This is a genomic window from Terricaulis silvestris (genome assembly GCF_009792355.1).
GTDB classification, from domain to species: domain Bacteria; phylum Pseudomonadota; class Alphaproteobacteria; order Caulobacterales; family Aquidulcibacteraceae; genus Vitreimonas; species Vitreimonas silvestris.
Genome location: NZ_CP047045.1, coordinates 3,437,476 through 3,454,705 on the forward strand (window position 1 = coordinate 3,437,476; position 17,230 = coordinate 3,454,705).

The 17,230-nt window shown below is 63.9% G+C and carries 22 protein-coding genes; 10 read left to right on the plus strand and 12 right to left on the minus strand.

Annotation, left to right across the window (positions count from 1 at the left end; all coding sequences use genetic code 11):
* Positions 1-52 precede the first annotated feature (52 nt).
* Genes DSM104635_RS17515 through DSM104635_RS17530 form a run of 4 tightly spaced genes read left to right on the plus strand, consistent with a single transcriptional unit; the run spans position 53 to position 2,011 of the window.
* Complete coding sequence (locus tag DSM104635_RS17515; protein ID WP_158767458.1) at positions 53-1,036, plus strand: aldo/keto reductase; 984 nt, start codon at positions 53-55, stop codon at positions 1,034-1,036.
* A gap of 9 nt (positions 1,037-1,045) precedes the next feature.
* Positions 1,046-1,327: a DUF2277 domain-containing protein gene (locus tag DSM104635_RS17520; protein WP_158767459.1), complete on the plus strand. Its 282-nt coding sequence runs from the start codon at positions 1,046-1,048 to the stop codon at positions 1,325-1,327.
* A 1-nt stretch (position 1,328) separates the two neighbouring features.
* On the plus strand, positions 1,329-1,535 hold the full coding sequence (locus tag DSM104635_RS17525) for a tautomerase family protein (protein WP_158767460.1): 207 nt from the start codon (positions 1,329-1,331) through the stop codon (positions 1,533-1,535).
* Entirely contained in the window at positions 1,532-2,011 is a 480-nt protein-coding gene (locus tag DSM104635_RS17530) for a DMT family transporter (RefSeq protein WP_158767461.1), read from the plus strand. The genes DSM104635_RS17525 and DSM104635_RS17530 overlap by 4 nt, the downstream gene beginning before the upstream one ends.
* Here DSM104635_RS17530 and DSM104635_RS17535 read toward each other — a convergent pair.
* Both DSM104635_RS17535 and DSM104635_RS17540 read right to left on the minus strand, forming a co-directional pair.
* Entirely contained in the window at positions 2,008-2,373 is a 366-nt protein-coding gene (locus tag DSM104635_RS17535) for a hypothetical protein (RefSeq protein WP_158767462.1), read from the minus strand. The genes DSM104635_RS17530 and DSM104635_RS17535 overlap by 4 nt on opposite strands.
* Complete coding sequence (locus DSM104635_RS17540) at positions 2,370-3,032, minus strand: class I SAM-dependent methyltransferase (RefSeq protein ID WP_158767463.1); 663 nt, start codon at positions 3,030-3,032, stop codon at positions 2,370-2,372. The genes DSM104635_RS17535 and DSM104635_RS17540 overlap by 4 nt, the downstream gene beginning before the upstream one ends.
* Before the next feature lie 54 nt (positions 3,033-3,086).
* Between DSM104635_RS17540 and DSM104635_RS17545 the strand changes: the two genes are divergently transcribed.
* Together DSM104635_RS17545 and DSM104635_RS17550 are read left to right on the plus strand one after the other, a co-directional pair.
* Positions 3,087-3,530 carry a MarR family winged helix-turn-helix transcriptional regulator gene (locus DSM104635_RS17545; protein ID WP_158767464.1) on the plus strand — a complete coding sequence of 148 codons (444 nt, stop codon included), beginning with the start codon at positions 3,087-3,089 and terminating at the stop codon, positions 3,528-3,530.
* Between the two features lie 17 nt (positions 3,531-3,547).
* A complete protein-coding gene (locus DSM104635_RS17550) occupies positions 3,548-4,747 on the plus strand; it encodes a cytochrome P450 (protein WP_158767465.1) in 1,200 nt (399 codons plus the stop codon).
* A 54-nt stretch (positions 4,748-4,801) separates the two neighbouring features.
* Here the strand turns inward: DSM104635_RS17550 and DSM104635_RS17555 are convergent, their stop codons facing one another.
* The 6 genes from DSM104635_RS17555 to DSM104635_RS17580 all read right to left on the minus strand — a co-directional run bounded on the left by DSM104635_RS17555 (position 4,802) and on the right by DSM104635_RS17580 (position 9,330).
* Entirely contained in the window at positions 4,802-5,116 is a 315-nt protein-coding gene (locus tag DSM104635_RS17555) for a hypothetical protein (RefSeq protein WP_158767466.1), read from the minus strand.
* Between the two features lie 195 nt (positions 5,117-5,311).
* Positions 5,312-5,716 carry an ester cyclase gene (locus DSM104635_RS17560; protein ID WP_158767467.1) on the minus strand — a complete coding sequence of 135 codons (405 nt, stop codon included), beginning with the start codon at positions 5,714-5,716 and terminating at the stop codon, positions 5,312-5,314.
* Positions 5,717-5,739: 23 nt separating this feature from the next.
* Positions 5,740-6,411 carry a DUF6348 family protein gene (locus DSM104635_RS17565; protein WP_158767468.1) on the minus strand — a complete coding sequence of 224 codons (672 nt, stop codon included), beginning with the start codon at positions 6,409-6,411 and terminating at the stop codon, positions 5,740-5,742.
* A 140-nt stretch (positions 6,412-6,551) separates the two neighbouring features.
* Positions 6,552-6,959 (minus strand): HU family DNA-binding protein, encoded by a 408-nt coding sequence (locus DSM104635_RS17570; protein WP_158767469.1) that lies wholly within the window; start codon positions 6,957-6,959, stop codon positions 6,552-6,554.
* Between the two features lie 328 nt (positions 6,960-7,287).
* Positions 7,288-8,070 carry an SDR family NAD(P)-dependent oxidoreductase gene (locus DSM104635_RS17575; RefSeq protein ID WP_158767470.1) on the minus strand — a complete coding sequence of 261 codons (783 nt, stop codon included), beginning with the start codon at positions 8,068-8,070 and terminating at the stop codon, positions 7,288-7,290.
* Between the two features lie 69 nt (positions 8,071-8,139).
* Entirely contained in the window at positions 8,140-9,330 is a 1,191-nt protein-coding gene (locus DSM104635_RS17580; RefSeq protein ID WP_158767471.1) for an outer membrane protein assembly factor BamD, read from the minus strand.
* An 83-nt stretch (positions 9,331-9,413) separates the two neighbouring features.
* On the opposite strand from DSM104635_RS17580, the gene DSM104635_RS17585 reads away from it, so the two are divergent.
* Positions 9,414-10,295 carry a lysoplasmalogenase family protein gene (locus DSM104635_RS17585; RefSeq protein WP_158767472.1) on the plus strand — a complete coding sequence of 294 codons (882 nt, stop codon included), beginning with the start codon at positions 9,414-9,416 and terminating at the stop codon, positions 10,293-10,295.
* A gap of 11 nt (positions 10,296-10,306) precedes the next feature.
* Positions 10,307-11,014 carry a hypothetical protein gene (locus tag DSM104635_RS17590; RefSeq protein ID WP_158767473.1) on the plus strand — a complete coding sequence of 236 codons (708 nt, stop codon included), beginning with the start codon at positions 10,307-10,309 and terminating at the stop codon, positions 11,012-11,014.
* Here DSM104635_RS17590 and hutU read toward each other — a convergent pair.
* Positions 11,011-12,675, minus strand: a complete 1,665-nt coding sequence (gene hutU / locus DSM104635_RS17595) for a urocanate hydratase (RefSeq protein ID WP_158767474.1) — start codon at positions 12,673-12,675, stop codon at positions 11,011-11,013. The two genes, DSM104635_RS17590 and hutU, sit on opposite strands and share 4 nt — an antisense overlap.
* A 26-nt stretch (positions 12,676-12,701) precedes the next feature.
* Entirely contained in the window at positions 12,702-13,907 is a 1,206-nt protein-coding gene (hutI, locus tag DSM104635_RS17600; RefSeq protein WP_158767475.1) for an imidazolonepropionase, read from the minus strand.
* Positions 13,908-13,986: 79 nt separating this feature from the next.
* Here hutI and DSM104635_RS17605 point away from each other — a divergent pair, with 79 nt between their 5' ends.
* A complete protein-coding gene (locus DSM104635_RS17605) occupies positions 13,987-14,889 on the plus strand; it encodes an agmatinase family protein (protein WP_158767476.1) in 903 nt (300 codons plus the stop codon).
* On the opposite strand, the gene DSM104635_RS17610 is transcribed toward DSM104635_RS17605, so the two are convergent.
* Both DSM104635_RS17610 and DSM104635_RS17615 read right to left on the minus strand, forming a co-directional pair.
* Complete coding sequence (locus tag DSM104635_RS17610; RefSeq protein WP_158767477.1) at positions 14,886-15,458, minus strand: methyltransferase family protein; 573 nt, start codon at positions 15,456-15,458, stop codon at positions 14,886-14,888. The two genes, DSM104635_RS17605 and DSM104635_RS17610, sit on opposite strands and share 4 nt — an antisense overlap.
* On the minus strand, positions 15,458-16,453 hold the full coding sequence (locus tag DSM104635_RS17615; RefSeq protein WP_158767478.1) for an NADPH:quinone oxidoreductase family protein: 996 nt from the start codon (positions 16,451-16,453) through the stop codon (positions 15,458-15,460). Before DSM104635_RS17615 ends, DSM104635_RS17610 begins: the two co-directional genes overlap by 1 nt.
* A gap of 107 nt (positions 16,454-16,560) precedes the next feature.
* Here DSM104635_RS17615 and DSM104635_RS19800 point away from each other — a divergent pair, with 107 nt between their 5' ends.
* Entirely contained in the window at positions 16,561-17,223 is a 663-nt protein-coding gene (locus tag DSM104635_RS19800; protein ID WP_187448155.1) for a DUF8200 family protein, read from the plus strand.
* Positions 17,224-17,230 lie beyond the last annotated feature (7 nt).

Here is a 17,230-nt window from a genome sequence, read left to right on the forward strand (position 1 = left end):
ATTCCAGATCACCGCTCCGCGTGTCTGGAATGACTCGAAGGTGGTATGACCAATGAAATATGTAAATCTCGGAACGTCCGGCCTCAAGGTCTCGCGCATCTGCCTCGGCACGATGACGTATGCCGACGCATCGAAAGGCCTGCACCCTTGGGCGCTGAGCGAAGAGGCGTCGCAGCCGTTCTACAAACGCGCCATCAAGGCCGGCATCAATTTCTTCGACACCGCGAACGCCTATTCCTCCGGCACCAGCGAAGAATTCCTTGGCCGCGCCATCAAGAAATACGCCAAGCGCGACGAGATCGTGATCGCGACAAAAGTCTTCTACGACATGCGGCCGAACGATCCGAACGGCAAAGGGCTTTCGCGCAAGGCCATTCTTGGCGAGATCGACAACAGTCTGAGACGGCTTGGTACGGACTACGTCGATCTCTATCAAATCCATCGCCTCGATCCGGAAACGCCGATCGAGGAAACGCTGGAGGCGCTGCATGATGTCGTGAAGGCCGGCAAGGCGCGTTACATCGGCGCGTCGTCGATGTGGGCGTGGCAATTCATGCAGGCATTGGCGCTACAGAAGGCCAATGGCTGGGCGCGTTTTGTCTCGATGCAGAACCATTTGAACCTGCTCTACCGCGAGGAAGAGCGCGAGATGCTGCCGCTCTGCCGCGATCAGGGCATCGGTGTGATCCCGTGGTCGCCGCTGGCGCGCGGACGCTTGGCGCGCGCCGCGGACGCCAGCACGGATCGCAGTGAGACGGACAAGTTCGGCCAATATCTCTATCGCAAGACTGCCGAAGCCGATCGCGCCGTGATCGACCGCGTTGGCGAGATCGCCGCCGCGCGCGGTGTCTCGCGCGGACAAGTGGCGCTGGCTTGGCACTTCGCGAAACCTGGCGTCACGGCGCCGATCGTCGGCGCCACCAAGCTGGAACAGCTCGACGACGCCATTGCCGCCGTCGAGGTCACGTTGTCGCCCGAAGACGTCGTTAGGCTGGAAGAGCCTTACATCCCCCACCCTGTCGTAGGATTTGCCTGAGACACCGCCATGTGCCGCAACATCAAGACGCTCTACAATTTCGCCCCGCCCGCGACCGACGATGAAGTCCGCGCCGCGTCGCTACAATTCGTGCGCAAACTTTCCGGCTACAACACGCCGTCGAAGACCAACGAAGCGGCGTTCAACACGGCGATCGATGAAGTGTTCGCCGCGGCGCGGAAGCTGATCGACTCGCTCGAAACCAACGCGCCACCGAAAGATCGTGAAGAAGAAGCCGCCAAAGCCAAGGCGCGCTCGGCCGAGCGCTTCGGCCGGCCAGCGGAGGCTTAAGATGCCGTACGTCAACATCAAAATCACCAAGACCGGCGCGACGGCCGAGCAAAAGGCCGAGCTGATCAAGGGCGCGACCGAGCTGTTGCAGCGCGTGTTGAACAAGAACCCGGCCACGACCGTCGTCGTGATCGATGAAGTAGAAACCGACAATTGGGGCATCGCCGGCGAGAGCGTCACCGCACGCAACGCGAAGCCGCGTCCATGAACGCGCCGACACTTGCGTTCTATATTGCGCTCTCCACGCTGGGCGGCATTCTCATTCCGATCATGGCGGCGCTCTCCGGCGCGCTGGGGCGCACGTTGGACAATCCGTGGGCGGCGGCGACGATTGTGTCGGCGGGCGCGTTCGCCACGGTGCTCGCGTTCACGCTGCTCACCGGAAGCATGCACATTTCGTTCGACGCGCTGAAACAGGCCAAGCCGCTGCAGCTCCTCGCCGGACTTGGCTTTGCTTATTATCTGCTCTCGATCACATGGGTCGGACCGCGCTTCGGCATCGGCAACGCCATCATGTTCGTGCTTGCGGGCCAGATCTTATCGTCAGCTGCGATCGATCATTTCGGGTTGTTCGGCGCGCCGCAAAAGCCGATCGACGCGCTGCGCGCATTTGGGCTCGTGGTTATGGCGACGGGCATCGCGATTGCGCAGATCGCGGCCAACAATACGCGGCCTGCGACCTAGAACCAGGCGTCCGCACAAACAAGTGCAAGCGGGATCAACGCAACGGCGTCGACCAGCGCGACGCTGCGCAGCGGGCCTTTCGGTGCGCCTGAAGCTGCGTACACGATCAAGAATCCTATCAAGCTGATCGCAACAATTAGCGCCGCGAGTTGGCGCGCTTCCGGCGCCGTCGCCGCGTAGACGCACGCGACTAGCACAGCAGCGAACAGCACGCCGCGATGCGTCAGCATGACTCTCAGAGCCCCGTCGGACTCAATGCCATAGAGCCGCCGCCGTAAAGCCGGGGAAAATGTAGCTAGTGCCGGCATCAGATGGACAAGCGCCAGCGCCGCCCACGCCAGCACGATCCAGGTTTCGCTCACGCCGGCCGCTCAGCCACCACACTGACGGAGATGAGCCGCGCGCCGTCCGGCGCGCAGCGTTCATCGACGATGCGCCAGCCTTGCTGCGCGAGCAGCGCCGAAGCTTGGCCGATCCGCTCCATACCGCTCCCGGCGCCGGCGAAGTTTGTGTGCCGTTCCGGATTTGGCGCACGCTGGGTGATCACCAGCCGGCCGCTCGGCGCCAGCACGCGCGCGATTTCGCGCAAGCCGCGCGCGGGGTCGGGCCAGAATTGAAAGCTGTTCACGGTGAAGGCGCCGTCAAACATAAGATCGCGGAACGGCAGATCGGTGACGTCCGAGCGCAGAATGGCGGCGCGGCCGCTCAGCGTTGCATTGTGCGCGACATGCGCCGCGAAATGCGCGGCTAGCGGCGATTGATCGATGCCGGCGACGAAGCCGCCCTTCCCCACCCGCTTCAGCGCGGCGCGAATGCCCATGCCCGGCCCGCAGCCGATTTCGATCACGCTGTCGCCGGGCTTCGGCGCCAGCGCATCGAGCGCGGCCTTGTTCTGGCCGCCGTTCTTGAACGCCATCGCCACCAGCGCCGCGTTGCCGAACAGACCGCGCGGATCGCCCCAAACGCAGCCAATCCCTCGGCAAGGTTCGCGTTCCGCATTGGCCGTCATTGACGCGCGCATGGCGATCTCCCAAGGTGACAATTAATCTGTCATTTTCGACAAGCGGATTGTCAAGTGAAAAAGCCATTACAAGCGAGCGCCGAGGATATTCTCGAGCTCTCTGTCACTGTCATCGAAATGTATTTCAGGATCGAAGCGATCACCCAGGCCACGGCAGGGTTCGCGACGGCCGGCGGCGAATGGGGCGTGTTGCGGATGCTGGCGAAGGAAGGGCCGCAGACGGTGCCGGAGATGGCGCGCTCACGCCCGGTGTCGCGTCAGCACTGCCAGACCATTTGCAACACGCTCGAAGCGCAAGGGCTGGTCGAGTTCGTCGACAATCCAAAGCACAAGAAGAGCAAGCTGGTACGTGTCACCAAAAAGGGCCGCGACCGCTTTCAATCCATGCGCAAACAATTTCTCGCCGCCGCCGGCGTGTACGCGCCATTCTTCACCGCCGCCGAAGTTAACGTTGCGACAGAGGTCTGCCGCCGCGCGCGTGAGATGATACAAGTCTAGCAGCGAAAGGCGCTCCTATGGCCGTACGTCCGCTCTCCGAAGCTCCCGAAATCTCGTTCGATGCGCCCGGAGATGCGCACGCGGTGCTGAAACGCCTGCGCGAACAAGCGCCGCTGGCGCGCACGCCGATCGGCATCGTGCTGGCACTGCGTCACCGCCACCTCGAACTCGTCACCAGTGACGCGACGCGGCAAATGGAGACGGAAACCAAGGTGATGCAAGGCATCACCAGCGGCCCGATCTGGGATCTGATGACGACCGGCATGTTGTTCGCCAATGGCGATGTCCACGCTCGCCGCCGCGCTCCGGTGGCGCGGACCTTTGCGTTCAAACTGATGGACGCGATGCGGCCGAAGGTGATCGAAGTCGCGACCGAATTGGTTGAGCCGCGCGTCGGCGCCGGCCCGATCGATTTCGTGAATGAGATCGCCGCACAACTTCCGGCTCGGATCATCGCTGACATTCTTGGCGTTCCGCGCAGCGATCTGCCGATCTTCATGCAGTGGATCGCCGACACCGCGGAATCGCTCGGTTTCATCGACCTGACGCGCCGCCAGCAGATCGAAGACAGCCTGACCGCTTTCAATGCTTACGTCGGCGACTTGCTGGAGGATCGCCGCAAGACGCCGAAGGGGGATTTCTTGTCTGACTACGTCGACGCAACCGCGCGCGACGTTCAGCTCAGCGAAGCGGAAATCCGCACGCAAGTGCTGGGCCTCATCCTCGCCGGCTCCGACACCACGCGCGGCTCGCTCTGCATGACTCTTGCCCACCTGCTTCGCCATCCCGATCAGTGGCGCGCGTTCCGCGCCGATCCGGATGGTTTGAAGAAGGGCGTGGTCGCCGAAGGCTTGCGCTACGAGCCGATCGTCTCCGGCGTGCCGCGCGTGGCGCTGCGGGACCTCGACATTGATGGCTATCTCGTGCCGGCGGGTACGCCGGTTGCGGTGTCATTGATTTCCGCACTTCGCGATCCGGAGGTCTATGCCGACCCTGATACTTTCGACATCACACGCACGGACCATCCACGCTGGCATCCGATCTTCGGCGGCGGCGCGCACCGTTGCGTCGGCGAAGCGCTGGCGCGCGCGGAGATGGAGGAAACGCTAGCGGTGATCGCGCGGCTGGCGCCGAACACCGCGCTGATCGGGGATTTCCCGACCTTGGCGCAAGGCGCTATCCGGCAGGTGAGCGCGATGAACGTGGCGTTTGCCTAAGTACAAGTGAGCCCGGCTTTCGCCGGGCTCGTAACGTTCGATTGACGCAGCCTGTTACGCTATCGCCAGAATGATTAGCACGCCGACGCCGATCAGAATCCACTCGGTCTGCGAGAAGGCGCCAGCCTGATACGCTTCTGCTTCTTCGGGCGTCAGCGCAACGACGGTGTAGCCCTGCTCTTGCAGCGCCACGCCTCTCGCGGCGTCTTCGGAGCTCAGCCCATAACGCTGCAGATCCTCAGCCGTGAACGATTGCGGTGCAGCGGCGCGGAATTGGGCAGGAGCTTCCGGCGTTTCCGCATACGCTGGGACGGCGAATTGAGCCATCGCCAAGCTGGCAGCCAGTGCGCAGATAAAACGAGTTTTCATGGTCGACTCCTTACAAAAGGGCGTGGTCAACGTGCAGCGCTGATGGATTTCGCGCAAGCGCCCGCGCGTTGTCGGGCTTGGACTAATTTCGGCGCGCCACCTTAATACGGGGTTACGTTTGGCCGAGCGTCAGACGCCCGGTCACGCCGATCGCCTTCAGGAAAGACTTGTCGTGGCTGACAACGAGAAGCGGGGCTATTTGAGCTGCTGCATGATGGACAACGCATCCATCAGGTTCCAACTTTCAACCATGCGCCCGTCGGCGTCAAAGCGATGCAAATCCCAGAATGCGGACTCGATCCTCCGGTTCGTCGGCGCCACGCCCATGACGGTGTTTGAATGCGTGGCGACCGCGACGCTTCGGCCCATCACCCAATCGTCTTCAGCGACCGCCTGCTCGACGGAGATTTGGATGTCCGGCCAAACAGCGATCGTCTCTTCGAAGAAGCGCCGGATCGAAGGTGCCGCATCGCCCTGCGGGCGCGCCGACACCACACGGTGGTTGGCCGCGTAGAAGGCGACGCAGGCATCAAGATCGCGCGCGTTGAACGCCGCTTTAGCGTCGAGATAATTTTGCTTGTTGCGCTTGGCTCGATCCATGACGCGTCCTTTCAAGCCCGCGTTTAGATTCGGGCGCTGAGTGCAATGAAGAAGTAGCGCCCAGACTTATACCCTGGACCCGGTTGGAAATCCCACCCTTCAACGATTTGCGTCCCCTCGGGCCAAGCGTTGCCGTCGAGTTGGACATCTAGCGCGGTGCGTTTCCCATTCAAGAAAGCGAAGAATGCTTCCACCCAATGCACTCCACTCGGTGAAAGCGTCGTGAACGCGTTCTCAAGCGCCGTCTGCACGGCGCCAAACGGAACAGACGCCGGATTGTCGAAGCCCTGCGTAATCAGGGGAGAGTCGCAGATGCTCCATTTGCTCCCGCCTTCGTTGCAGAGTTCTCGCCACTCCTCGCTCCCCTTCGAGCAAACATGGCCACCCAAAGCGCTAACAAGCACGTGGAACGGGCCGAGTAGGAATTTCATGAAGCCATTTTTAATGGCGGCGCCTTCATTTTCTCCCACGCCCGCAAATACATTCCATATCACGCGCCCGTCGAGCGCGGCCGCCTCCGTGGCAAACGCGACCTGCATCACAACACTATTGGGGTGAACCGCACTCTTTTGAACATCAGTGCGGAACGCCATAGGAGCGTCCTGGAGCACTAACGCACCGCCCTCTCGGCTGAAGCGAATCCCGTGCGCAACCAATGCCTCCGCTAGCAGCTCGCTGAGCAAATCCTGCGACATGCCGAACCCTAGCTGCATACTGAAGCGGCGGAAACTGGTGGCGCTACCCACCTCAAACGAAAACGGCCGGCGCTTCGTAGAACGCCGGCCGTCTCGACAACCCCGAATGGGGTCATTGTTTCTTGCGTCGTGTGAGCGCCTTAGCGGCTGCCCATCACTTGCGCCTTCATCACCGACGATTGGCGGAAAGCGAGCTTCTTCGACGCCTTGATCTTCACCGGCTCACCCGTTTGCGGGTTGCGGCCCATGCGGGCCTTGCGGTGGCGGACCATGACCATGCCGATGTCGCCGATCTTCACCTTAGCGCCCTTCAGGACGTAGGCCTTCACGACGTCGGTGTATCCTTCGACCATCGTCTTGGCTTCGGACTTTTTCATGCCCATGTGGTCGGCGATGGTCTGGAGCAGAGCGCTCGCAGTAACCGTCTTGCCGGCGACCGCAGTCACCTTCACGGCCTTCGCCGGAGCCGGAGCCGCCTTCTTGGCCGACTTCTTACGAGCCGGAGCCTTCTTCGCTTTTGGTGCTTTCTTCGCTGCCTTTTTGGCCATCTTGCATTCCCCTGTTCAAAGGTTGTCGTGCGTTAAACTCAACGAACCGCCGGTAAATCATGGGTTTCTGACGACCCTCATCACCGCCGGCCTATGAGTGATGCCATTCAATTCTTGATGGAGCGTGACCGCGCCTCTCGAGAAAATCGCCGAAAACCCGCTAAAACCGCTCGTTTTCGTACGATTGCGCCGAATCCCTCGCATTTCACCGCGAGAGTCGCAACGCAAAAAAGCTGATTTGACTGAGTTTCTGCGACAATATGCACAGCGGCGTGTTCCCGGCACACGCCGCTTTCACTGCAAAACCGCTGTTTTGGAGCGCGTCGACCTAGCGCAGGCCCATCCGAATCGCGCCGTCGATGCGCACGTCCTCGCCGTTGAAGTACGGATTGCGAATCATTTCGAGCGCGAGAGAGGCGTATTCTTCGGGGTTTCCGAGCCTTTTCGGAAACGGCACCGACGCTGCCAACGCTTCCTTCACCTTCGCCGGCGCGCCCAGCATCAGCGGGGTTTCGAAGATGCCCGGCAGAATGGTGTTGATGCGGATGCCTTCGCCAGAGAGATCGCGCGCGATCGGCAGCGTCATGCCGACAACGCCACCCTTCGACGCCGAGTAAGCCGCCTGCCCCATCTGGCCGTCTTCTGCGGCCACAGACGCCGTCATCACCATCGCGCCACGTTCGCCGCCTTCGAGCGGCTCCAGCGTCAGCATCCCGGCCGCGGATTTGGCCACGCAGCGGAAGGTTCCGATCAGATTGATCTGGATGGTCAGCTCGAAGATGTTGAGCGGGAAATGTTTGATCTCGCCAGTATCCTTGGACCGGCTGGCGGTCTTCATCGCCGAGCCGATGCCGGCGCAGTTCACCAGGATGCGCTCCTGGCCGTTGGCCTTGCGCGCGGCCTCGAAGCCGGCGTTGACGCTATCGTCGCTGGTGACGTCGACCTTGCAGAAAGTTGCGCCCAGTTCATTGGCGGTGGCGTTGCCGCGATCCTCGTCGCGATCGAAGATGGCGCACTTCACGCCCTCGGCGCGGAGCTTCTCAACCGTGGCCCGGCCTAGGCCCGACGCGCCGCCCGTCACAACTGCCGCGATTTCCGACGAAAGCCGCATCGTTCTCTCCCTCAGGTTTTGTTGAGGGCGTTGTAGCGAGCGTATTCGCGAACGCAACGCGACGCGGCGTCAGTCCGGTTGGCGGCGCTGTTCGCGTAGCTCTTCGATCCGATGCTGACGGCGCTCCAGTTCTGTCTCTTGATCGTCCGGCTGCTGCGGCACGACAACGGGCTCCGGCGGCGGTGGTGGTGACGCCGGTGGTGGTGGTGGCGCAGGCGGCGGTGACGGCGCAGGCGGTGGCGTCACCGGTGGCGGCGTGGGCGGCGGTTGCACAACAGGCGGTGGCGGAGAATGCGGGCGTGGCGGCGGCGCGCCTGGCGGCGGCGCAGGCGGTGGTGGCGGCCCTGGCGGTGGATTGGCGGCGGCGTCGCGGAGTTGGCGAACGCGCCGCGAGGCGTGGTCGCGATACTCGCCATCCGGCCAAGCGCGGCGATAGTCCTCGTATGACTCGATATTGTCGCGGCGCACGGCGCGATCCCAAGCCAAGCGATCATCCGAGCGGATCTGGTAGATGCGGCGCTCGGCATTGGCGCGGTGATAGCCGTCAGGGAATTCCCGGATGTAGCGCTCGTACTCGCGAATAGAATCGCGGCGGCGTGCATTGTCCCAAGATGAGTCGTCCTGAAACTGGAAATAATCGAGCTGGCGGCGCGCTTCGGCGGCGTAGGTCGAACGCGGGTAAGCGCGGATGAAATCGGAATAGCCGCCGGGCGAGCTCAAACGCTGCGCGCGAATCCAGGCGCCTTCGTCGGTATTCCAAAGATAGTCGAGCCGCGCCCGCGCTTCTTCCGCGTTGGCGCCATCAGGCCAGGCGTTCAAAAATGCTTCGTAGCTCGGGATGCGGTCGTCACGTTCAGCATCGGCCCAGGCCGCGCGTTGTTCGGCGGCAAGGCGCGGCGCCGCCAATGTGGCGCGGCGTTGATCCGCTTCCGGCGCTGCCGGCCCCCACGAATAAAGATTGAGAAAATTGACGTAGGCGTCCTCGGTGTTGATGCGGCGCGCTTGCGTCCATGCCGCGCGCTCTTCGGCCATCAAGCTTTCGATCCGAGCGCGGGCGCCTTCGGCGTTGGGCCAATCGCCGTAGAGACGGAGATACTCTTGGTAGGCGTACGGCGAATCCGCGCGTTGCGCGCTGACCCAGGCTTGCGCCTCGAGTTCGCCGGGCGTTGGCGGCGGCGGTGTTGCGCACGCGGCCAGGAGCGCCGCCACCGAGGCGGCCGTCAACATTTTCAAACGCCAGAAATGAGAGCCCCGCGTCATGCACCTTCCCCCCAAACGCTTCCTAGGCGTCCCAACCTTTGTGTACCACATTGACCTGAACGGCGGTGGAATCGAAGGGCCGAATGATGGGTATGGAATTCGGCCCCGTGTTCTGGGCGCTCGCCGCATTGAGCGCCGTGGCTGCCGTTACGTACGGGCTCTATTTTCTCAACCGCCCGTCGAGCTTTCTCCGCGCCATCGTCAAAACGATCTTCATGGGCGCGCTGACCGCGGCCTTCGTCATCGCCGGCGCCCCCTTCCCTCTTCTGGTTGCGCTCGCTGCGGCGGCGGCCGGCGACTTCTGGCTGGCGTTCGACAAGCCCGCGATCCTGCCGCTTGGCATACTTTCCTTCTTGCTCGCGCAGCTTGCGTACCTGGCGATCTTCTTCGGGCTCTGGATGTTCTCCGGCGACAACGCGCCGCGCTGGCCGCGCTACGTCGCGATGATCGCGATCGCAGCCGCGCTTGTCGTATATTTGCTTTGGTTCTGGCGCGATGAACTGAAAAGCCGGCCGATCAGCGGCGGCCTCGCCGTGCTGACGCTGTTCCTAACCGGCGCGCTGCTGCCGTGGTTCATCCTGATTGCGATCAGCGCGTCGACCTCGGACGAGCCACTGGCGTGGACCGCGCCTCAGATTGTTGGCCCGCTCGTGCTGTTGGTGGTAGCGCTCGTGCTTGGCTGGCTGCGGCGCGAAATGCGCGCGATCAAGTTGGGCGGCATGGTCTATGGCGGCGCGATCACGGCGATGGCGTTGCAAGCAATGTGGCTGCCGTGGATGGGCTGGCCGGCGATGCTGGGCGCGGTGTTGTTTCTCACCAGCGACTTCGTGCTCTCCGCCGAACTCTTCCGCCTCGCGCCGGATTCACCCGCGCGCCGCCTCACCGCGCCTATCGTGTGGTGGACTTATGCCGGCGCGCAGGCTCTCATCGTCACCGGTGTTGTTCTCGTAGTCCTGCAGTCGTGAAGGAGGCTCGCATGCGCGCTTTGGTTTTCGCCCTTGCTCTCGCCGCGTGCGGTCAAAGTGCGGCGCCGCCAGCGCCGGAGGCCGAGATCGCCACGACGAGCGGCTTGGATCTGAGTGGACACCTCATTGCCGTCGGCCCCGAATTCCGTTTCGACGCGCTCCCTGTCCAGAACATCGCCGTGCTGGTCTATCCCGCCTACGAGCAGACCGTATCCGAACCGTACGCCCTGCCGCAGGCGACGGACACAGGCGCGGTGCTTCAATCAGGCGACATCACGCTGACGCTGACACCCGGCGCGTGCACGCATGACGGCGCCACGTTCCCGATGCGCGCCAGCATCACCATCACCAACGGCCGCCCGGCCGAAGGTTGCGCGCTGATCGCGTGGGATCACCATTTGCTTGAACTGATCCCGCAGATTGATGCGTGCATCGCACAAGCGCCGACCCAAAACTGGGTGAGCTACGCCGGCCGCAACGGCGAGGACGTCATCGTGCGCCTGCAAGGCAACGGGGCCGCTCTGCATTGCGTCGTGCGCGGCGGGACGGCCACGATCGCGCCCGCGCAGGGCGAGCCGAAGATCGCTGGCGACGGCGAAGCGCTGTTCGTCCGCGGGTCGAGCGGCCCGAACCCTGGCGGAGAATGCACGGAAGCGCCGGAAGTGCGCAGCGCCAGCGGCGAAATGCTGGGCTGGATGATGGACCCGTTGGGCTGTTAGTCCAGCGACGGCAAATCCAGCCCCTGCTCCTCCGCGCACCGGATCGCTTCTTCGTAGCCCGCGTCGGCGTGGCGCATGACGCCGGTGCCTGGATCATTCCACAGCACGCGCGCAATGCGCTTCGACGCGGCCTCAGTGCCGTCGCATACAATCACGACGCCGGAATGTTGCGAATAGCCCATGCCCACCCCACCGCCATGATGCAGCGAAACCCACGTCGCGCCGGACGCGGTGTTGAGCAATGCGTTGAGCAGGGGCCAATCGCTGACCGCGTCGCTGCCGTCGCGCATCTTTTCTGTTTCGCGGTTGGGCGAAGCGACGGAGCCAGAGTCCAAATGATCGCGGCCGATCACGATTGGTCCGATCTCGCCCCGCGCCACCATCTCGTTGAACGCGAGTCCCAGGCGATGGCGCTGCCCTAAGCCAACCCAGCAAATCCGCGCAGGTAACCCTTGGAACGCGATGCGCTCTTTCGCCATATCGAGCCACCGATGCAGATGCGCGTCGTTGGGGATCAGCTCTTTCACCTTTGCGTCTGTGCGCGCGATGTCTTCCGGATCGCCGCGCAGCGACGCCCAGCGGAACGGGCCGATGCCGCGGCAGAACAACGGGCGCACGTACGCTGGCACAAAGCCCGGATAGTCGAACGCGTTCGCGACGCCTTCGTCCTTCGCCACTTGGCGAAGGTTGTTGCCGTAATCGACAACCGGGATGCCTTGCTTGTGAAAGTCGAGCATCGCCTTCACATGTATCGCCATCGACGCGCGCGCGGCTTCGGCAACAGCTTCTGGATTCTGCTCGCGCGTCTGCACCCAGCGCTCGACGGTCCAGCCCGCGGGGAGATAGCCGTTCACTGGATCGTGTGCCGAAGTTTGATCCGTCACCGCGTCGGGACGAATGCCGCGCTTGACCATTTCCGGCAAAAGTTCAGCGGCGTTGCCGAGCAAGCCGACGGAAATCGCCTCGCCTTTCGCGCACGCGTCGTTGATCATTGCCATCGCCTGATCGAGCGTCTCGGCGCGCTTGTCGAGGTAACGCGTCTGCAGCCGCTTCTCGATACGATCGCTCTGGCATTCGATGGCCAAACAGCAGGCGCCGGCCATCACTGCGGCGAGTGGCTGCGCGCCGCCCATGCCGCCGAGACCTGCCGTCAGAATCCATTTGCCGGACCAATCGCCGCCGAAATGCTCGCGGCCCATTTCGGCAAAGGTTTCGTACGTGCCCTGCACGATGCCTTGGGTGCCGATGTAGATCCACGACCCGGCCGTCATCTGGCCGTACATCATGAGACCTTTGCGATCGAGCTCGTCAAAATGCTCCCACGTCGCCCATTTCGGCACGAGGTTGGAGTTCGCCAGCAGCACGCGCGGCGCATCCGCGTGCGTCTTGAACACGCCAACCGGCTTGCCGCTTTGGATCAACAGCGTTTCGTCGTCTTCCAAGCGTTGCAGTGTTTCGACGATCTTGTCGTACGCCACCCAATCGCGCGCGGCGCGGCCGATGCCGCCATACACAACGAGCTCTTCCGGATGCTCCGCGACATCCGGATCGAGATTGTTCATCAGCATCCGGAGCGCTGCTTCGGTGAGCCAGCTCTTGCACGTACGATCGTTTCCACGCGGCGCGCGAATAACACGCGACGGATCGCGGCGGGGGTTCATGATGGGCTCCGAAAGTTCGTTCTAGTTTAGACCACGCGACCCGAAAGTACACGCTCTCGCAACAGAGGCGCGCCGATCCAGTACGAAAGCTCGGCAGGCGTTTTCACATTCCAGATGGCGAGGTCCGCCGCCTTGCCGACTTCTAGCGTGCCGATGTCATCGAGCAGGCCGAGCGCCCGGGCGCCTTCGCGCGTCATGCCGGCGAGCGCCTCCTCCGGGGTCAGCCGAAAGAGCGTGCACGCCATGCTGAGCGCGATCAGAGGCGACGTCATCGGGGATGTACCGGGATTGCAGTCCCCTGCCACGGCCATCTTCACACCAGCAGCGCGGAGCGCAGCGATCGGCGGCAGTTGTTTTTCGCGCAGGAAGTAGAACGCGCCCGGTAGCAACACGGCGACCGTGCCGGCGCGCGCCATTTCCGCGATGCCTGCGTCGTCGAGATATTCAAGGTGATCCGCCGAGAGCGCCTTATGCCGCGCCGCCAAGGCCGCGCCGTGGAGATTGCTGAGCTGCTCGGCATGGAGCTTAACGTCGAGGCCGTGTTCGCGCGCGGCGGCAAAGACATAGTCCACCTCTTCCGTGGTGAAGCCGATGCCTTCGCAGAATGCGTCTACTGCATCGGCCGCGCCCGCCGTGGCGATCGCCGGGATCATCACATCGGCGACGAGCTGCACGTAGGCGGCGCGGTCGTCGCGAAACTCGGGCGGGAGGGCGTGAAGGCCAAGGAACGTGCGCTTGACGCGGACGTTGGCGCGCGATGCGAGGTCGCCCGCGGCTTCGAGCATCTTCAGTTCCGTCTCGAGATCGAGGCCGTAGCCGCTTTTGATCTCGATCGTGGTGACGCCTTCACGCGTGAGCCCTGCCAGCCGACGCGCGGCGCTTTCAATCAACTCATCCTTCGACGCCGCGCGCGTTGCGGCAACGGTGGAGACGATGCCGCCGCCGGCGCGGGCGATGTCTTCGTAGCTCGCGCCCTGCAAGCGCATCTCGAACTCGAGCGCGCGATCGCCGCCGAACACGAGATGGGTGTGGCACTCCACCAGCCCCGGCGTGATCCAGGCGCCGTCACAGCGGCGCACGTCGCGCGCTTCGCTGGGCGCATCCGCGGCGTAGCCGACCCAGGCGATGCGGCCGTCCTTTACGCCGATGGCGCCCCGTTCGATCGCGCCATAGGCCGCGCCGCCTTCGCGCATGGTGGCGAGATTGCAATCAGTCCAGAGCGTGTCGAACATCGCGTCTCTATGGACCGCCGGCGCCCTCGCCGGCAACTCCGGTGCTGGCCGGCGCGGCGCCGGCGGTCCATAACACACCATGAATTCCGACTCCGATTGCCGCTCCTGGTTCTCCGCCGCCGATTTATTGACGCAAGACGGGACCGCGCCCGTTGCGCTGATCGGCGCGCCGTTGGGCTTGGGCTCGATCACGCCGGGCCGCTGCGACCTCGCGCCGGAAACCGTGCGCGCGGCGATGAAGCGGATGAGCGTCTATGATCTGGAAACCGAAACCGATCTCTCCAGCGTGCGAATCTTCGACGCCGGCGACATTGGCCTTGAGCGCACCCAACCGGCTGAAGCGTTTGCGCCGATTGTGGAAACGCTGATGCCGCTGACGCGCGAACATCAGCTTACCATCGTGCTCGGCGGCAACAATGCCGTGACACGGCCATGCGTTCATGCGCTCGACGCCATGCTGCAGCGCGTCGGCGTGCTGACACTCGATGCGCACTTCGATCTCCGCGACACCGATTGCGGTTTGACCAACGGCAATCCGATTCAAGCGTTGCTCGAAGACGGGCTTCCCGGTGCGCACATCGCGCAGATAGGCCTGCTGCCGTTCGCCAACACCAGGAAGGCGCATGACAAAGCGAAGTCAGCCGGCATTTACGTCGCCACCGCGGCGGCGTGCAAAGCGCAAGGCCTAGCCGTCATTGCCGAAAACGCGCTCGCGCGGCTCGCGGCCAAGTGCGACGTGATCCATGTCGATTTCGACATCGATGTCGTCGAGCGCAGCGCGATGCCGGGCGCGTCGGGCGCGCGGCCTGGCGGCGTCGGCGTCCAGGATTTCTTCGACGCCACGCGGTTCATCTGTGCGCATCCTAAAGTGAGGAGCGTCGATCTCACCGAGTTCGATCCGTCGCTCGACGTTGCCGCGATCAGCGCGCTGACGGCGGCGCGTTGGGTTTGCGAGGCGCTGGCTGGGTATCAGAAGCGCTAAGTGCGCACTTTCGCAAACGGGATCAGCATCGGCACGCGGCGGCGATAGGCGCCGTACGCATCATCGCCGAGGTCACGCCGCAAGAAGCGCTCCTCCAGCTTCGCGCGCAGCGATACTGCCGCGATCAGCACCAACGCGCCTGCGACTGCCTCGACGCGGCCGCGCTCCGCCGCCGTCGCGATCACTGCAAGCAACAGCCCGGCGTACACGGGATGGCGCACGATGCCGTAGGGGCCGGTGTCGACGATGCGGTGATCTTCCGTCGGCGCTGAAGTGCTTGACCAGAGCGGCCCCAGATGCAGCCGCGCCGCCCAGGTGAACAGCAAACCGCCCGCGACCAACGTCAACGTCGCCCAGCCGACCAACGGTGGCGAAACCCAGAGCACGCCAAAGCCCATTGGCCAATACGACGTCATGATCATCACGATCGCCGCGAGCGTCAGCACGCGGCTGGGGCTTTCCGATCCGAGATCATGATGCGACGCCGTGCGCGCGCTCCAGCCCGCAGCCAGCACCCAGGTCAACAGCCACACAATCCACGCCGCGGCGATCGCGGCGCCGGGCGTCATCACTCCATCACCACGACAAGCTTGCCTGTCGCGGTGCGATCGCTCAGCGCGCGGATAGCTTTGCCGCCTTCCGCAAGCTTATAGCGCGCCGAGATGCGCGGCTTGATCTTGCCTTCGGCGTAGAGTTTGAAGAGGTCGCGGACGTTGCCTTTGTGCAGCTCGGGCTCGCGCACGGTCGATGCGCCCCAGAACACGCCAACGATCGACGTTGACTTCAGTAGCGTGAGATTGAGCGGCGGCGTTGGAATGCCGGCTGGGAAACCTACAACCAGATATCGCCCGTTCCAGTTCATCGCGCGCAACGCCGGCTCGCAGTAATCGCCGCCGACCGCGTCATAGACGACGTCCGCGCCGCCATTGGTGGCCTGCTTGAACGCATCCGCCAGCGCCTTGCTTTGCTCTTTCGCAAAGGCGCTCGCCGGATAGACCACCGTTGAGTCCGCGCCGCAGGCTTTGGCGAACTCCGCCTTCTCTTCGCTCGACACGGCGCCGACGACACGCGCGCCCATGGCTTTCGCCAACTCGATCGCGGCGACACCGACGCCGCCAGCAGCGCCGAGGATGAGCACGGTCTCACCAGCTTTCACTTGGCCGCGGTCCTTCAGCGCGTAGTACGAGGTGCCGTAAGTGAGGATGAAGGCGCTCGCTTCATCGAACGGCATCGCGTCCGGAATCGGCATGGTGCGCGCGGCGGGGACTTTCACCTTCTCCGCATAGCCCCCCCAACCGAGCGAACCGATCACGCGCTGGCCGACCTTCACATGCTCGACGCCCGGGCCGACGCTCTCAACCACGCCAGCGACTTCGCCGCCCGGCGAGAACGGGCGCTCCGGTTTGAACTGATATTTATCCTCGATGATCAGCACGTCGGGGAAATTCACGCCCGCGGCCTTCACGGCGATGACGACTTCGCCCTCGCCCGCCACCGGATCGGCGATCTCCGCCAGTTCCAGTTCTTCCGGCGGCCCCGGCCGTGTGCTCAGCAGCGCTTTCATCGATGGCTCCTTGTTGCTCACACGCTAGTGGATAGCACCGCCCGCGCACAAGGCGGCGCTTGCCGGGCAAGCGCGCGGTGCTAAGGTCCCGGCCCAGAGGTGCGGGGATGTTCAGGACACTGGCGGCCGCTCTGCTCGTTGCGATTGTCGCGACCGCGCACGCGCAAACGGTGCAACTGCCCCCGGCACAACAGATTCAGCGTCAGCAACCCACGCTGCCCGCGCCCCAACTGCAACTCGGCACGTACGTCTACACCGCGCGCACCGCCGCGCCTGTGCGCCGGTCTGGCGCGGTGACGGCGTCGGGGATCACTTGGGCCTGCCAGGGCGCAAGCTGCACCGTTACCGGGCCGTGGGCGCAACCGGGTGTCGGCGCCTGCGCGGCGTTGGCGCGCGAGATCGGCACAATCGTCTCGTACGGCCGTCAAGGCGCTATGCTGAACGCCGGGCAGCTCGCACAGTGCAACGGCGTGCCGTCCAACACGCCATCGTCACCGCCGCCACCACCACCACCACCACCACCACCTCCGCCACCACCACCTCCGCCACCGCCGCCACCGCCGCCGGCGACTTCTTCAGGGCCGATTGCGGTGACCTCGCCGGAGCTGTCCGTTATCGGCGGCGGCGCGTACGTGCCGCCGGCTGCGTTGCCGCCAATCGCCGTCACATCATCGGAAATCAGTATTATCGGCGGCGGCGCCTATGTGCCACCTCCAGCCGCGCCGCCGATTGCTGTTACTTCGCCTGAACTCTCCGTTATTGGTCAATGAGGATCTC

Excerpts from the sequence above, each read along its gene's own strand:
- DSM104635_RS17565 (WP_158767468.1), bottom strand. The coding sequence starts at position 6,411 with ATGTCGCAGGATTTGCTCAGCGAGCTGCTAGCGGAGGCATTGGTTGCG.
- DSM104635_RS17550 (WP_158767465.1), top strand. The coding sequence starts at position 3,548 with ATGGCCGTACGTCCGCTCTCCGAAGCTCCCGAAATCTCGTTCGATGCG.
- DSM104635_RS17610 (WP_158767477.1), bottom strand. The coding sequence starts at position 15,458 with ATGACGCCCGGCGCCGCGATCGCCGCGGCGTGGATTGTGTGGCTGTTG.
- DSM104635_RS19800 (WP_187448155.1), top strand. The coding sequence starts at position 16,561 with ATGTTCAGGACACTGGCGGCCGCTCTGCTCGTTGCGATTGTCGCGACC.
- hutI (WP_158767475.1), bottom strand. The coding sequence starts at position 13,907 with ATGTTCGACACGCTCTGGACTGATTGCAATCTCGCCACCATGCGCGAA.
- DSM104635_RS17575 (WP_158767470.1), bottom strand. The coding sequence starts at position 8,070 with ATGCGGCTTTCGTCGGAAATCGCGGCAGTTGTGACGGGCGGCGCGTCG.
- DSM104635_RS17580 (WP_158767471.1), bottom strand. The coding sequence starts at position 9,330 with ATGACGCGGGGCTCTCATTTCTGGCGTTTGAAAATGTTGACGGCCGCC.
- DSM104635_RS17605 (WP_158767476.1), top strand. The coding sequence starts at position 13,987 with ATGAATTCCGACTCCGATTGCCGCTCCTGGTTCTCCGCCGCCGATTTA.
- DSM104635_RS17555 (WP_158767466.1), bottom strand. The coding sequence starts at position 5,116 with ATGAAAACTCGTTTTATCTGCGCACTGGCTGCCAGCTTGGCGATGGCT.
- DSM104635_RS17530 (WP_158767461.1), top strand. The coding sequence starts at position 1,532 with ATGAACGCGCCGACACTTGCGTTCTATATTGCGCTCTCCACGCTGGGC.
- DSM104635_RS17525 (WP_158767460.1), top strand. The coding sequence starts at position 1,329 with ATGCCGTACGTCAACATCAAAATCACCAAGACCGGCGCGACGGCCGAG.
- DSM104635_RS17615 (WP_158767478.1), bottom strand. The coding sequence starts at position 16,453 with ATGAAAGCGCTGCTGAGCACACGGCCGGGGCCGCCGGAAGAACTGGAA.
- DSM104635_RS17540 (WP_158767463.1), bottom strand. The coding sequence starts at position 3,032 with ATGCGCGCGTCAATGACGGCCAATGCGGAACGCGAACCTTGCCGAGGG.
- DSM104635_RS17515 (WP_158767458.1), top strand. The coding sequence starts at position 53 with ATGAAATATGTAAATCTCGGAACGTCCGGCCTCAAGGTCTCGCGCATC.
- DSM104635_RS17520 (WP_158767459.1), top strand. The coding sequence starts at position 1,046 with ATGTGCCGCAACATCAAGACGCTCTACAATTTCGCCCCGCCCGCGACC.
- DSM104635_RS17560 (WP_158767467.1), bottom strand. The coding sequence starts at position 5,716 with ATGGATCGAGCCAAGCGCAACAAGCAAAATTATCTCGACGCTAAAGCG.
- hutU (WP_158767474.1), bottom strand. The coding sequence starts at position 12,675 with ATGAACCCCCGCCGCGATCCGTCGCGTGTTATTCGCGCGCCGCGTGGA.
- DSM104635_RS17570 (WP_158767469.1), bottom strand. The coding sequence starts at position 6,959 with ATGGCCAAAAAGGCAGCGAAGAAAGCACCAAAAGCGAAGAAGGCTCCG.
- DSM104635_RS17590 (WP_158767473.1), top strand. The coding sequence starts at position 10,307 with ATGCGCGCTTTGGTTTTCGCCCTTGCTCTCGCCGCGTGCGGTCAAAGT.
- DSM104635_RS17585 (WP_158767472.1), top strand. The coding sequence starts at position 9,414 with ATGATGGGTATGGAATTCGGCCCCGTGTTCTGGGCGCTCGCCGCATTG.